Below are 13,268 nucleotides of genomic sequence, written 5' to 3'. Positions count from 1 at the left end.
CATTACCCTGGCCCGACTTTATCCATTCACATGCAGAGCAGATGGGGAAAGATACAGGATGGATAATGGCTACATTTTCCTGACAGAACAATAGCCTGAAATATACAAAAATGAGCTGCATGCGTACTGCTAGTATGGGGCCTGACTTAACGTTTCAGCAATTTTTTTTATCCAAGAATAAGAACTCTACAAACTTAAATTATAATCCTCCATATAACTAAGCTTTGTCCCCCTTCCACAAATTCTTTAAAGCTTGTATTTTTCATCTGTATTTTCCTTTAGAAGTTAAAAGGGATTCACCCTACTCTGTACATAAAGATATTTAACTCACCTTTTTCCCTAAAATCGTCAGGCTCCTTTCTATTCCATCCAAAATGGCCACATCAGGAAACATTCCCCAATCTTCAAATCCAAAATTCCTGAAAAGTTTCAGGCTAGCTTCATTATGTGAAAAGATAAATCCAAGAAGTGTTTTTATTCCTAAACTTGGAGCCTTATCAATACAGTATTCCATTACTTTTTTCCCAAAACCTTTTCCTCTGCAGGATTCATCGAGGTAAATACTCATTTCAACGGTTCCATTGTATGCAGGCCTTCCATAAAATGAAGAAAAGCTCACCCATCCTACCGTTTCATGATTATTATTCTCAATGATCCAAAGCGGCCTTGTTTCAGGATTATGTTCATCAAACCATTTTTTCCTGCTTTCTACAGTAACGTTTTCAGTATCGGCAGTCACCATTCTTGACGGAATGGTAGAATTGTATATCTCAACAATTCTTTCTAAATCTTTCAGGTCAGCATTTCTGAATTGCAGTTCTCCCATTTTATAAATTCCGGTTTTATCTGTGCAAAAATACGGAGGATAATGTTTTTATGAGCAGAAATTCAATCAATAATTGTAATTAATGGGAAGGATGAAAGATGGTTACTATTAGTCTTCCAGATAGCCTTGTCAAGGTTTTGAACCTTGACAAGGCTATTGCTCGATATTTTTACAGTAAAAAAGTAATCTAATTGTTCTCCTATGAAAACATACTGGTTGTCTTTTTACACTCAATAACCTCCCTCTCCCATCCTCTATCCTTAACTTGTTTACTTCCCTAAATTCTTCAAAGTCCGGTTCAGACTTCTTACTGTAATTCCCAGGTAAGCAGCCATGTCCTCTTTTGAAATCTCAATTTCTTCATGTTTCTGCAGTTCAAGAAGCTGGGACAAAGTATGTTCAGCCGCGTACAACTGCTGATAAGAGGCTCTTTTGGATGTATTGACAATGCGTTCGGCAAATACGTCCAGCAGCAGATTATTCAGTGAGAGGTCAGTTTTAATCAGAGTCCTGAAATACGGTATAGCTACAGCATACACAGTGACGTCAGTGACTGCTTCAATACTGCAGAGGCAGGAAATATTCCGGATCAGTTCTATTTCCCCGATGATCTCACCTTTTCCCAGAAATTCAACAATATATTCCTTGTCGTTTTCTTCAACGAAAAAACATTTGGTAATTCCCTCTTTGATCAGCATTACTTTAGAGGGTTCTTCATTTTGCGTGAATATTCTATCACCTTTGGAAAAAGATCTTATCACAATATCTTCTTTTCGTTCCTGTTTTTTGTATAGATCTTCCAGATAATTTAAAAATAGCTGATTGGTCCGTAACATATTTTATCCGGGACAAATGTCCTTTTCTGTTTGAATTTTTATATTGAATTTTGTCACGAGAAAAATACAAAAGTAAAATGAATAATCATATAACAACCATCGCTTTTGATGCAGATGATACACTGTGGATCAATGAACCTTATTTTCAGGAAGCAGAAGAAGAATTCTGTGTACTTCTTGAAGATTATCTGCCACAACATTCTGTCTCTCAGGAATTATTTAAAACTGAAATAAAAAATCTTCATCTGTATGGCTACGGGGTAAAAGGATTTATGCTTTGTATGATAGAAACCGTGAGCAGAGTTTCAGACGGTACAGCATCGATGCAGCTGATTGACAGAACTATTGAAATTGGTCAGGAACTCCTGCAGAAACCTATAGAATTACTGGAAGGTGTTACCCAAACATTAGATGCATTAAAAGGAAAATACAGGCTGGTTGTGGCCACAAAAGGAGATCTGTTGGATCAGGAACGAAAGCTTAAAAACTCCGGACTGCAGGACTATTTTCACCATATAGAAATTATGAGTGACAAAAAGGAAAGTGACTATCAAAAGCTGTTGAAACATCTGGACTGTAAACCAGAGCAATTTTTAATGCTCGGGAATTCTATAAAATCAGATGTTCTTCCAGTACTGGAGATCGGAGGCTTTGCAGCACACATTCCTTATCATGTGACCTGGAGCCATGAGCAGCATGAACATCATCTGGAACTGACAAGTATTGATGAAGTACTGAAGTATTTATAAAAAAAAAGCCCGTTCTAAATAATGAACGGGCTTTTTTTTAACTATTTTATTTTTTCAGACACTTCTCAAGGAACTGATCCTGTTCCCATAAAAGGTGTAGAATATTTTCTTTAGCCACATAACCATGTGCTTCTTTTGGAAGAAGGACCATTTTTACAGGAGCTCCCAAATTTTTCAGAGCCTGGAAATATCTTTCCGTCTGCAAAGTAAAGGTTCCCGGGTTATTGTCGGCATCACCATGAATTAAAAGCATTGGTGTTTTCATTTTATCAGCATTCATGAATGGTGACATTGTGTTATAAATTTCCGGAACATCCCAGTAATTTCTCTGCTCGCTCTGGAACCCAAACGGAGTCAGCGTTCTGTTATAAGCTCCACTTCTTGCAATACCACAGGCATAGTCCTTAGAATGGGTTAAAAGATTAGCCGTCATAAATGCACCATATGAATGACCTCCAACAGCAACTTTAGTTCTATCAATATAGCCTAACTTGTCTACAGCATCTATAGCTGCTCTTCCATTTGCTACCAACTGTGAAATGAAAGTATCATTTGGTTCCGTCTTACCTTCTCCAATAATCGGGAAAGCAGCATCATCCAGTACAGCATAGCGTTTTGTAGTCCAGTACACGAAAGATCCGTAATATGGAAACGTAAAGTCGTTCGGGTTCTGGGTATTCTGCCCTGCTGTATTTTTATCCTTGTATTCAGTAGGATAAGCCCAGATCAGTAAAGGAAGTTTTTCTTTTTTAGCTTTTCTGTCGTAATTGGCAGGCAAGTATAGGGTTCCCGTTAAAGTAACACCGTCATTTCTTTTGTATGTAATTACCTCTTTATAAACGTCTTTAATACTTTCAAAAGGATTCGCAAATTGAGTTACTGCTTCTGCTTTATTGGTTTTAATATTCTTTTTAAAATAATTCGGGTACAGGCTTGGGGACTGCTGGGTTGTCAGAATTTCACCTTTTGAAGGATTTAGGATATCTATGATCTCTTCCTTACCATTCTTAACGTTAGATGTATATAATCTTTTCTTTTTTAACGACTTTACATCCATTTCATCGATGAAAGGATGCTGTCCGTCTTTGGTAAATCCGTCTCCGATCAGATAGGTTTTTCCTCCTTTCATATCAATAACATATCTCCCGTATTGATTTTTTGTAGTACTAAAGTTCCCAGGGTCACTGTAAACATCCTGGTAATTTCTGTCATCAATCACTTTTGATTCGCCGTTATTAAGATCCACAAGGAAAGATTTTGTATTTCTTGTATCATACCAGCCTTCAGAAACTATGGCATAGTGATCGTTGGTCCAGCTTACACCTTCATATCTCTGTTTTGTTTTAAAGAATGATTTTGGAGCAGCAGTAAAAGGTGCTTCCCATGTAAAGATCTCATCCCTGTACTCTGCAGATTTAGACTGGTCACCTCCATCCAATGCTTCAGCAAATACTAAAGTTGCCGGTACATCATTTCTCCAGCCCATGCTTCTTTTTCCTGTTCTTACAGACGAAAATCCTTTTGGCATTATTTCGTTCAAAGGAACATCATTTACTATTTTTACTGCATTTCCTTTCATATCATACACCGTAGTTGTCATTGGAAATCTGCTCAAAGGGACAATGTATGAAAAAGGTTTTTTGATCACCGTAGCCATCAAATAATTTCCGTCCGGAGAAAAGCTTAAACCGGAATACATATCCTGGTCTTTTACTTTTTTAAGGGTTCCATTCAGGTCTACACTATAAATTTCTGAAGCGGTAAGAACCTCAAAGTTTTTTTCATCCTGAGGATTTTTTAAAAGATCCTGATAGGTTCTGTTTTGCGACACTTTACCGTCAGCTGTAGAAACGATGGGTCCGGTTGGAAGATCTTTGCTGGCATCTATCAGAGCTGGTCTGTTCTGGGGAAGAGTCCTGATCAGAAGACTTTTGGAATCATTGTACCATGTATAGGGCGTTCCTAAGTTAGCATTAAGATTATCACCGGTAATTTTTTTGGCAGTAGCAGTTTCCATATCTACGGCCCAAAGCTCAACTCCCTTATTGGTTGTGTTGGTAAATGCCAGTGTTTTTTCGTCCGGCGAAAATGAAATATAAGTGATTTTAGCATTGGAAGGTAGGTTCTTCACCTGAACCTCGCTTTTATCATTAATCTTTCTGATCTTCAGATTATCGGAGTAAGTGACACTGCTTGAAATATTAGTAACCGGATTAATTCTTAAACCGGCAAGTTTCATTTCCTGCTGATTAAGGTCTTCCAGTGTTTTATAGGTCGGACGGTAAGTGAAAACCACCCAGTCTTTTTTGCTGTTCATCAGGACGCTTGGCGGTCTTTCATAATCTGCAAGCTTTAGAATTTCAGCAGATGGTTTTTGATAAGTAATATTCTCCTGTGCATCATAGAAATTGAGAAATGCCAGAAGGCAAATGGTCAGTTTTATCTTCATATAAATTCGTTTTCCACGAAATTAGTGATTTTTAGGATACAACTAATTGCTTTATGAGAAACATATTACTGGAAGTAACAAACAGTTCCATTGACATCAAAATAAAAAAGAGCACTATTTCTAATGCTCTTTTATCTTTTATCTGAACCGGGCTACCAATCCGAAGCTCTTTTTCTTTTTTCTATCATATGATCTACCGATACTTTTCCTGCACCAAAAACCATGAGAAGCAGATAAACAGACAAATAGATCAGACTCATTTCTTTTTTCTCAAAAGGATCTCCTCCATGAACTACAAAAGCAGCAATGACCATTGTAAAGATCAGAAATCCTAAAGAAATCCTTGTAAAAAGACCTAATATAAGAAGTATTGAACAAACAAATTCAGCAATAACCGCAAGAACCAGGGTCACTGTAGGGCCTAACCCTATAAAGTCGAAAAATTCAATTTTGCCGCCTTCAAGCAGCATCTGAAGTTTCGGAAACCCGTGAGATAGCATGGCAAAACCAACAAATACTCTTACTACTAATAAAATAATATCTTTAGGTACTGAGCTGGAATTTGAGTTAAAATAGTTCATTTACTAAAAATTTAGATTAAAGTTAATAAAAATCTTTTAATAGAACGGAATTCCGGGCATTTTTAGTTTATCTGTATCCGAAATTTTTCAAATCCCTGTCGTTTTTACGCCAGTCCTTTTTCACTTTTACAAAAAGATTCAGGTGAATTTTCTTGGAAAAGAATTTTTCCAGATCCAATCTGGCTTCAGTTCCTACTTTTTTGATAGCTTCTCCCTTATGCCCAATGATAATTCCCTTCTGGGTATCTCTTTCCACATAAATAATAGAATCGATGAAAATAATACCTTCTTTTTCTTTAAACTGCTCGGTCACTACTTCTACAGAATAAGGAATTTCTTTCTCATAGTTTAAAAGGATTTTTTCACGGATCGCCTCGTTGACAAAAAATCTTTCCGGCTTATCGGTGTACTGCTCTTTGTCATAATATGGAGGGTTTTCCGGCAACAGAGATCTTAATTTCGGAAGAATGATATCTGTATTGAAGGCATTAAGGGCAGAGATAGGAAGAATCTCAGCTTTAGGAATCCTGTTGTGCCATTCTTCTACCAGTTTTTCAAGTCCTTCCTGGGTAGTCTGGTCTACTTTGTTCAGCAGAAGCAATACCGGAACCGGAATCTTATTAAGTTTATCAATTAAGAATTCTGAAGGTTCGGCCTTATCTGTAACATCTACAATAAACAGAAATACATCGGCATCCTGTAAAGAATCCTTTACAAAATCCATCATTTTTTCCTGAAGACCATACTTGGCGTCTAAAACTCCGGGAGTATCTGAAAATACGATCTGTAAATCCTCCTCATTATAAATTCCAAAAATCCTGTGGCGTGTTGTCTGTGCCTTTTGTGTTACGATAGCCAATTTTTCCCCCATTAACTGGTTTAATAAGGTAGATTTTCCCGCATTGGGCTTTCCGACTATATTTACGAATCCTGCTTTGTGCATATAATATTTTTTAGGCTCAAGATTGAACCGGGCTGCAAAGTTAGTGAAAACAAAATTTAATTGGGTTTGGTTTCCATGAAAAGTACGTGCAGCCTTTGAAAAAGTAATATATTTATAGCAAAATTCATCTATGGCTGAAGCAGAAAAACATTTTGCAGAATTAGCGGCAGAAATTCCGGAGGCCCAGCAGGGAAAAATGTTTGGCGCTCTTTGCCTGAAAGCTCCTAATGGTAAAGCATTCTTATTATCAAAAAATGGAAGTATTGCGATAAAACTCAGTGGATCAGTCTTAGAAGAAGCTTTAGGTTTAAATGGAACTTCTATTTTTGAACCTTCTGAAGGGAAAAAGATGAACGGATGGGTTCAGATACCGGCTGAACATCAAAACAAATGGAAAGATTTTGCCCATTCCGCATTAACAGAAGTTAAGAACATAGAGAAGAAAATTTCAAAAAACAATTAAAATTCATGGATATAGATCAGATCCTTGACCGTATTTATGTTTTGCCAGAAGCTTCTAAAAATGCTTTGAAACAGCATATTCAAGAAGTATCACACCCCAAATATTTCTGCCTTATGGAAGCAGATAAAATTATCCCGCATATCTATTTTATCAGGAAAGGTATTGTACGTGCTTATGCTTCTACTGCTGAGAATGATATTACATTCTGGTTCGGAAGCGAAGGAGAAACGATAGTTTCCATGAAAAGTTATGTAGAAGACAGACCCGGCTATGAAAGTATTGAGCTTCTGGAAGACTGTGATCTGTACATTCTGGAAACGGAAAGCCTGAGAAAACTTTTTAATGAAGATATCCACATCGCTAACTGGGGAAGGAAATTTGCAGAAAGGGAACTTGTGAAAACAGAAGAACTGATTATTTCAAGACAGTTTAAAACCTCCCTGGAACGTTATAAAGATCTGATGACGAATAAATCCGATCTTTTAAAAAGAGTTCAACTGGGACATATTGCCTCTTATCTTGGCATTACACAGGTAAGTCTGAGCAGGATCCGGGCGGAAATAAAATAAGAAGGCTGGAAGCTGGAAGCGGGAGGCTGGAAGTTACTATTAGTCATTCATTTTTAACAGCTTCTTTAAAAACAAATAAATTTGCACTGCAGTTGTTCTTTTAAATTTAATAACTTCCCTCTTCGAGCGTCCGACTTCCCGACAAATAAATCTTTTTTTAACAAATGTAAAATTGTTTCTCCTTTCAAATGCGGAAATTTGCAGGAGAGAAAATTTAAAAAAATGAATTGGATTATTTTAATCATCGCCGGATTGTTTGAGGTTGCTTTTGCATCTTGTTTGGGTAAAGCCAAAGAAACTTCCGGATCTGAGATGTACTATTGGTATGCCGGTTTTCTGGTGACTATGACGATCAGTATGGTACTGCTGATCAAAGCTACGCAAACGCTTCCAATTGGGACAGCTTATGCAGTATGGACAGGGATAGGAGCTGTAGGAACAGCGCTGATGGGAATTTTCTTTTTTAAAGATCCCGTGAGCTTCTGGAGGGTATTTTTTATCGTAACCTTAATTGGTTCTGTAGTAGGACTGAAATCTGTTTCTCACTAAGATCGAAAAACAACTTCTATCTATATTTAAATAAACCCGTCTTCAACATGAGGACGGGTTTATTGTAATCATTTTTTGAAAACTACAGGCAAGATCTCATTTTGTCTCAGCCCGTATTTTTTGATTTCTTCTTCTGAAAAATTCTGGGAATAGAAATTGGGTTCAGTTTCAAAACCGGCCTTCCTCAAACGGTCGAAATAATCCATTCCGTACCAGCGGACATGGTCGTACTGTCCGAAATGTTTCTGACGTTCTTTCGGATCCTTTATTGAAAAATCTTCATAGGTCTTTTCCATAGAATTTCTCATGGGAACCTGAAAAATTCCCCAGCCTCCGGGCTTCATTACTCTATACAATTCACTGATCGCCTTTGCATCGTCTTCAATATGTTCCAGGACATGATTACAGAAAACAATATCAAAACTTTCATCAGGAAAAGGTAGATCCAGAATATCCGCTTTCACATCTACGATGGGGGAAAAAAGATCTGCAGAAATATAATTCAGATTTTTCATCATCTTGAATTTTCTGAGGAATTCCTGTTCAGGAGCGATATGCAGAACTTTGGCGTTTTTAATGAAAAAATCGGTCTCATTTTGAAGATAGAGCCACATCTGACGGTGTCTTTCCAAACTCAGCGTCCCGGGAGAAAGCGCATTTTCGCGTTGTTTTCCATAGCCGTAAGGAAGGAATTTCCGATAGGATCTTCCGTCGATAGGATCATAGAATTCCTCTCCTTTAAAAAACTGATAAATAAGCGGCCTCGCCCAGATACTCATTTTAATAAGCATTGGACGAGGTATTTTATTGAGTAAAAGTTTAGTTACTTTTTTCATTAAAAATCCAATTGGAAAGGCTTTTCTTCATCACTTACGATACCCAGGGCCTCATAAACATATTTGAATGTAGAAAGCAGCACAGGTTTCCCGTTAATTACCGCTACATCATGCTCAAAATGGGCAGAAGGCAGGTTATCCAAAGTAGTGACCGTCCAGCCGTCATTATGGAATTTCACCTTTTCCGTACCCAGATTCACCATCGGTTCTATAGCAATGGCAAGACCGTCTTTGATGACTTTTCCGCTTCCCTGTCTTCCGTAATTCGGAACCTGAGGATCTTCATGCATTTTTCTTCCAAGACCATGTCCTACAAGTTCTTTCACCACCCCATATCCTTCTTTTTCACAATGTGCCTGAATGGCATGGGAAATATCCCCTATTCTTTTTCCTCTTACGCACTGCTCAATTCCTTTGTAAAGGGATTCTTTGGTTACCTGCAATAGTTTTTTAACCTCAGGTTTCACTTCCCCAATCTCAAATGTATAAGCATGATCTCCTACAAAACCGTTGAGAATAACCCCACAGTCTACAGAAAGAACATCTCCTTCTTTGATAATATCATTATTCGGAAAACCGTGAACAACCTGATCGTTTGGAGAAATACATAAAGAATTCGGGAAACCGCCATATCCTAAAAAAGCAGGTTCTGCCCCATGATCTTTAATGAAATCATGAGCCAGCTTATCAAGATATAAAGTATTGATTCCAGGTTTTATTTCTTTTGCAAGCATTCCCAGTGTTTTTGAAACCAGGTGTGCACTCTCCTTCATCAGGCGGAGCTCCTCTATTGTTTTTAATTGAATCATTTTTATAGATGTTAGATATTAGATGTTAGAAGTTAGACTACAACTTAATGTATATTTTAAAGTAAGATTAAATGATAGCCTTCCCAACATCTACGGTTTTCTGATAAAGTTTTAAACGAAGCAGCAGCATTAAAAAACTAATTTCTAATCTCTAGCTTCTAACTTCTATTTTAAATTGTTACCAGAAAAGTCCTTTTTTCTTTTCTTTTTTAAGTTTTGAATAGGCCAGAACTTCTTTTCCTTCTACACGGAATTCTATTCTTTCCTGGATAATATTGTAGATTTCTCCCCAACCTGGAAATCCTCCTAAATTCCTGTCATCGATGAACCAGTCTGCATCCAGTTTTCTTGACTGATTTTCAGGATCAAAAACTTCTCCTTCAAAACTGGAATTCACTGCGTAAAATTCTACGCCATTATTTCTGCAAAATTCTACAGCTTCATCCAAAGTCTTTCCGTGTCTGTATGTCCAGAGAATTAACCTGTACCCTTCTGCCTGAAGTCTTTTTAATGTTTCGAAAGCAAAGATTTTTGCTTTACCAATTGCCGGGTATGCATCATCAACAATAGTTCCGTCGAAATCAACAGCAATTTTCTTGTTATTTAACATTTTGTCTTTTTTTAGCTTTGCAAAGATAAGAAATAAAAAGAGTGCCGAAAACGATGGCACTCTTAAGTTTTATAATTTAATGTTTGTAAAGTTAGCCTTTTACCCACTTAAACTGAAACTGTAAATCCGGAGTTGAAATTCTGTCCGTAATTTTCTGAAGTCTCGCAGGCAGTTTCATCAGGTATTCCTGAGCTTTTTCAGCTTGTTCAGTAAGTCCTTTTACATGCTCTATCTTCCATTCATCCAATAAGTCTTTCATAATATTGATATAATCCTGACCTGTATATACCATACATCTTTGTGCTGCATCTGAGAAATGCCCCCAAAGCTCTCCGGCTTTTTGTCCGGACTGTCTCATCATATGAGCAGGCATTACGATTTTTTTACGCATCATATCTTCAAATGCAAGGATCATTTCTGATGGGTCTATTTCTAAAATTTTAGCAACGAAATGTTTGTATGCTTTTGCGTGTCTGGCTTCATCTGCAGCAATTACACCACACATTTTTGCTAACTTTCCGTTTCCTGACTGTTTTGCCAATGTACCCACTCTTCTGTGCGATATATTGGTAGCCGTTTCCTGAAAGCTTGTATAAACAAAGTTTCTGTATGGATCCATACTTGTCCCTAAATCGAAGCCGTCATTAATTAAATACTGAGTGGTCACTTCCAGTTCTCTCATATTCACTCTTCCGCACAAATAAAGGTATTTGCCCAAAAGATCTCCATGTCTGTTTTCTTCACCAGTCCATGCTCTTATCCAGTGGGCCCAGCCCACTTCTTTCTGCTCCTGATCTATTCCGTCTACTCCCATTAACCATGATTCATAAGAAGGCAATGCTTCTTCTGTGATACAGTCGCCGATCAGAGTTACAAACAAATCATAAGGCATTTCACGGGCAAAAGTCTGAATTTCTTCTAAGTCATATTTAAAATCAGCACTTGATGGATCCGGAAGATAATCGGAAGGCTGCCAGATTTTTTCAATTGGCGTTAAAAATTTATCCAGAAAAGAACCTACTTCCTTTTCCAATATTCCCATTACTTCTTTTCTGACAAGCTTTTGATACATCTTACTATATGGATTTTAATTTACAAAGATATGATTTATTTATTATTTGCCGCATAATAACCTATGCAACTCATACAATGACTGATATAAATCATACAAAAATACCGCCATCTATACCATAACGGCATTTTTCGGACAATATTATTGAATTTTTAACTAACTAAGATATCTCCTGTCATTACTTCCGGAATCTCTACTCCCATTACTTTTAAGATAGTCGGTGCTACATCTCCAAGTTTCCCAGGTTTTAAATTCCATGTATGGTCTTTATCCATCACAATAAATGGTACAAGGTTCGTAGAATGCTGTGTGTTGGGAGTACCGTCCGGATTGATCATTACGTCTGAGTTTCCGTGGTCAGCCAGGATAAATACGGCATAGCCATGCTCATAAGCTGCAGTTGCTACTTTCTCAATACATTTATCTACTGTTTCAGCGGCTTTTACTGCTGCTTCAAAAACTCCGGTATGACCTACCATATCAGTATTGGCAAAATTCAAACAGACAAAATCCGCTGTTCCGTTTTCCAATTCGGGCACAATGGCATTGGTGATGTCATAAGCAGACATTTCCGGCTTAAGATCATAAGTGGGAACATCTTTCGGACTTGGACAAAGCAGTCTTCTTTCTCCGTTGAATTCTTCTTCCCTGCCTCCGGAGAAGAAAAACGTTACGTGAGGGTATTTTTCTGTTTCGGCAATTCTGATCTGTGTTTTACCGTTTCTTTCAAGAATTTCACCCATTGTTTCCTTCAATACTTCTTCATCAAACACAACCTGTACATTCTGATAGGTTTTATCATAATTGGTTAAAGTGATATAATGAAGGTTGAGTTTACGCATAAAGAAATCAGGGAAATCTTTCTGGGTAAGAACTTCTGTGATCTCACGCCCTCTGTCTGTACGGAAATTGAAACAGATGACCACGTCACCATCTATAATTTTGGCTACCGGAACTACGTTTCCTGTTTCTGTTGTTTTAACCAGAATAATAGGCTTTAAGAATTCATCAGTCACATTATTATCATAAGACGACTTAATAGCGGTCAAAGCATCTGTCGTCTGTAGCCCTACTCCTTCTACCATCGCATCATATGCCAGTTTTACACGTTCCCATCTTTTATCACGGTCCATTGCATAATATCTTCCGATCACCGTTGCCAGCTTGCCTACTGTAACCTCCATATGGTTCTGAAGCTCTTCTATAAACCCAAGCCCGGAATGTGGATCACAATCTCTTCCGTCTGTAAAGGCATGTACAAAGACATTTTCGTGCAGGCCAAATTCATGTGCGGCAGTCAGCAAGCCTTTTAGGTGATTGATATGTGAGTGTACCCCCCCATTGGAAACCAATCCAATGAAGTGCAGCTTTTTATTTTCTCTTTTAGCGTAGTCGAAAGCATCCTGAATGACCTGCTGTTGTCCCAGTGTTCCGTTCTCAACGGCCATATTCAGTTTTACAAGATTCTGATAGACCACTCTTCCTGCTCCCAAATTCATGTGCCCTACTTCAGAATTCCCCATCTGTCCTGCAGGAAGTCCTACAGCCAGTCCGCTGGCTTCAAGTGTTGTATGTGGAAATTTTTGATAACAGCTGTCTATAAATGGAGTGTTTGCTTTATCTAAGGCAGACACCTCTGGATTTGTTCCCAGTCCCCATCCGTCAAGGATTGCTAATATTGCTTTTTTTGACATTTCGTATAACTTTTTGTTACACAAATTTACCTAATTTCGGATGAATGGACGAATTTGAAGGATTTATTTTAAAAACATCGGCGTAAAACAGTACTACTATGAATATTTTCCTTTATCTCCTGCAAATTTTGCTGACGACACAGATATATTATTCAAAATGTTTTTAACTATTCTATTCCGGCTGTTGGCTGCAGTACTCTAATCCAACGCCTGTGGTGACTTCGAGTATTTCAGTCACCAAGCCTTCTTTTTCTCTGTATTGATTACTACCAGTTTCTTAGG

The 13,268-nt window shown here is 37.7% G+C and carries 14 protein-coding genes; 4 read left to right on the top strand and 10 right to left on the bottom strand.

Annotation, left to right across the window (positions count from 1 at the left end):
* Positions 1-322: 322 nt before the first annotated feature.
* Both ACTJIV_RS12745 and ACTJIV_RS12740 read right to left on the bottom strand, forming a co-directional pair.
* A complete protein-coding gene (locus ACTJIV_RS12745) occupies positions 323-826 on the bottom strand; it encodes an N-acetyltransferase family protein (protein ID WP_440627902.1) in 504 nt (167 codons plus the stop codon).
* Positions 827-1,095: 269 nt separating this feature from the next.
* A complete protein-coding gene (locus tag ACTJIV_RS12740) occupies positions 1,096-1,662 on the bottom strand; it encodes a Crp/Fnr family transcriptional regulator (RefSeq protein ID WP_111953073.1) in 567 nt (188 codons plus the stop codon).
* A 77-nt stretch (positions 1,663-1,739) separates the two neighbouring features.
* On the opposite strand from ACTJIV_RS12740, the gene ACTJIV_RS12735 reads away from it, so the two are divergent.
* On the top strand, positions 1,740-2,411 hold the full coding sequence (locus ACTJIV_RS12735) for an HAD family hydrolase (protein ID WP_440627901.1): 672 nt from the start codon (positions 1,740-1,742) through the stop codon (positions 2,409-2,411).
* A 46-nt stretch (positions 2,412-2,457) separates the two neighbouring features.
* On the opposite strand, the gene ACTJIV_RS12730 is transcribed toward ACTJIV_RS12735, so the two are convergent.
* From ACTJIV_RS12730 to era, 3 genes are all read right to left on the bottom strand, one after another.
* Positions 2,458-4,860: a prolyl oligopeptidase family serine peptidase gene (locus ACTJIV_RS12730; protein ID WP_440627900.1), complete on the bottom strand. Its 2,403-nt coding sequence runs from the start codon at positions 4,858-4,860 to the stop codon at positions 2,458-2,460.
* Positions 4,861-5,012: 152 nt separating this feature from the next.
* On the bottom strand, positions 5,013-5,441 hold the full coding sequence (locus ACTJIV_RS12725) for a DoxX family protein (RefSeq protein WP_111953067.1): 429 nt from the start codon (positions 5,439-5,441) through the stop codon (positions 5,013-5,015).
* A gap of 67 nt (positions 5,442-5,508) precedes the next feature.
* Positions 5,509-6,384, bottom strand: coding sequence for a GTPase Era (gene era, locus ACTJIV_RS12720; protein ID WP_223559662.1), 876 nt, complete (start codon positions 6,382-6,384; stop codon positions 5,509-5,511).
* 130 nt (positions 6,385-6,514) lie between these two features.
* Between era and ACTJIV_RS12715 the strand changes: the two genes are divergently transcribed.
* The 3 genes from ACTJIV_RS12715 (at position 6,515) to ACTJIV_RS12705 (ending at position 7,965) form a co-directional block, all read left to right on the top strand.
* On the top strand, positions 6,515-6,847 hold the full coding sequence (locus tag ACTJIV_RS12715) for a hypothetical protein (RefSeq protein WP_336379363.1): 333 nt from the start codon (positions 6,515-6,517) through the stop codon (positions 6,845-6,847).
* 5 nt (positions 6,848-6,852) lie between these two features.
* Positions 6,853-7,416 (top strand): Crp/Fnr family transcriptional regulator, encoded by a 564-nt coding sequence (locus ACTJIV_RS12710; protein WP_223559663.1) that lies wholly within the window; start codon positions 6,853-6,855, stop codon positions 7,414-7,416.
* Between the two features lie 222 nt (positions 7,417-7,638).
* A complete protein-coding gene (locus ACTJIV_RS12705; RefSeq protein ID WP_111953059.1) occupies positions 7,639-7,965 on the top strand; it encodes a DMT family transporter in 327 nt (108 codons plus the stop codon).
* 68 nt (positions 7,966-8,033) lie between these two features.
* Here the strand turns inward: ACTJIV_RS12705 and ACTJIV_RS12700 are convergent, their stop codons facing one another.
* From ACTJIV_RS12700 to gpmI, 5 genes are all read right to left on the bottom strand, one after another.
* Positions 8,034-8,801 (bottom strand): class I SAM-dependent methyltransferase, encoded by a 768-nt coding sequence (locus ACTJIV_RS12700; protein ID WP_223559664.1) that lies wholly within the window; start codon positions 8,799-8,801, stop codon positions 8,034-8,036.
* Positions 8,801-9,610, bottom strand: coding sequence for a type I methionyl aminopeptidase (map, locus tag ACTJIV_RS12695; protein WP_111953055.1), 810 nt, complete (start codon positions 9,608-9,610; stop codon positions 8,801-8,803). Before map ends, ACTJIV_RS12700 begins: the two co-directional genes overlap by 1 nt.
* A 178-nt stretch (positions 9,611-9,788) precedes the next feature.
* On the bottom strand, positions 9,789-10,220 hold the full coding sequence (locus ACTJIV_RS12690) for a BT0820 family HAD-type phosphatase (protein WP_111953053.1): 432 nt from the start codon (positions 10,218-10,220) through the stop codon (positions 9,789-9,791).
* 91 nt (positions 10,221-10,311) lie between these two features.
* Positions 10,312-11,292 carry an acyl-ACP desaturase gene (locus tag ACTJIV_RS12685; RefSeq protein ID WP_111953051.1) on the bottom strand — a complete coding sequence of 327 codons (981 nt, stop codon included), beginning with the start codon at positions 11,290-11,292 and terminating at the stop codon, positions 10,312-10,314.
* Positions 11,293-11,444: 152 nt separating this feature from the next.
* The gene (gene gpmI, locus ACTJIV_RS12680) at positions 11,445-12,986 is read right to left on the bottom strand and encodes a 2,3-bisphosphoglycerate-independent phosphoglycerate mutase (RefSeq protein WP_223559666.1); all 1,542 of its coding nucleotides are present in this window, start codon (positions 12,984-12,986) and stop codon (positions 11,445-11,447) included.
* Between the last annotated feature and the right edge of the window lie 282 nt (positions 12,987-13,268).

Origin of the sequence: Chryseobacterium sp. 22532 (assembly GCF_052044665.1) — a bacterium.
GTDB classification, from domain to species: domain Bacteria; phylum Bacteroidota; class Bacteroidia; order Flavobacteriales; family Weeksellaceae; genus Chryseobacterium; species Chryseobacterium lathyri.
This window is presented reverse-complemented; position numbering and strand designations above follow the sequence as displayed.

Excerpts from the sequence above, each read along its gene's own strand:
- ACTJIV_RS12685 (WP_111953051.1), bottom strand. The coding sequence starts at position 11,292 with ATGTATCAAAAGCTTGTCAGAAAAGAAGTAATGGGAATATTGGAAAAG.
- ACTJIV_RS12740 (WP_111953073.1), bottom strand. The coding sequence starts at position 1,662 with ATGTTACGGACCAATCAGCTATTTTTAAATTATCTGGAAGATCTATAC.
- map (WP_111953055.1), bottom strand. The coding sequence starts at position 9,610 with ATGATTCAATTAAAAACAATAGAGGAGCTCCGCCTGATGAAGGAGAGT.
- ACTJIV_RS12705 (WP_111953059.1), top strand. The coding sequence starts at position 7,639 with ATGAATTGGATTATTTTAATCATCGCCGGATTGTTTGAGGTTGCTTTT.
- ACTJIV_RS12700 (WP_223559664.1), bottom strand. The coding sequence starts at position 8,801 with ATGAAAAAAGTAACTAAACTTTTACTCAATAAAATACCTCGTCCAATG.
- ACTJIV_RS12730 (WP_440627900.1), bottom strand. The coding sequence starts at position 4,860 with ATGAAGATAAAACTGACCATTTGCCTTCTGGCATTTCTCAATTTCTAT.
- ACTJIV_RS12735 (WP_440627901.1), top strand. The coding sequence starts at position 1,740 with ATGAATAATCATATAACAACCATCGCTTTTGATGCAGATGATACACTG.
- ACTJIV_RS12745 (WP_440627902.1), bottom strand. The coding sequence starts at position 826 with ATGGGAGAACTGCAATTCAGAAATGCTGACCTGAAAGATTTAGAAAGA.
- era (WP_223559662.1), bottom strand. The coding sequence starts at position 6,384 with ATGCACAAAGCAGGATTCGTAAATATAGTCGGAAAGCCCAATGCGGGA.
- gpmI (WP_223559666.1), bottom strand. The coding sequence starts at position 12,986 with ATGTCAAAAAAAGCAATATTAGCAATCCTTGACGGATGGGGACTGGGA.
- ACTJIV_RS12725 (WP_111953067.1), bottom strand. The coding sequence starts at position 5,441 with ATGAACTATTTTAACTCAAATTCCAGCTCAGTACCTAAAGATATTATT.
- ACTJIV_RS12710 (WP_223559663.1), top strand. The coding sequence starts at position 6,853 with ATGGATATAGATCAGATCCTTGACCGTATTTATGTTTTGCCAGAAGCT.
- ACTJIV_RS12690 (WP_111953053.1), bottom strand. The coding sequence starts at position 10,220 with ATGTTAAATAACAAGAAAATTGCTGTTGATTTCGACGGAACTATTGTT.
- ACTJIV_RS12715 (WP_336379363.1), top strand. The coding sequence starts at position 6,515 with ATGGCTGAAGCAGAAAAACATTTTGCAGAATTAGCGGCAGAAATTCCG.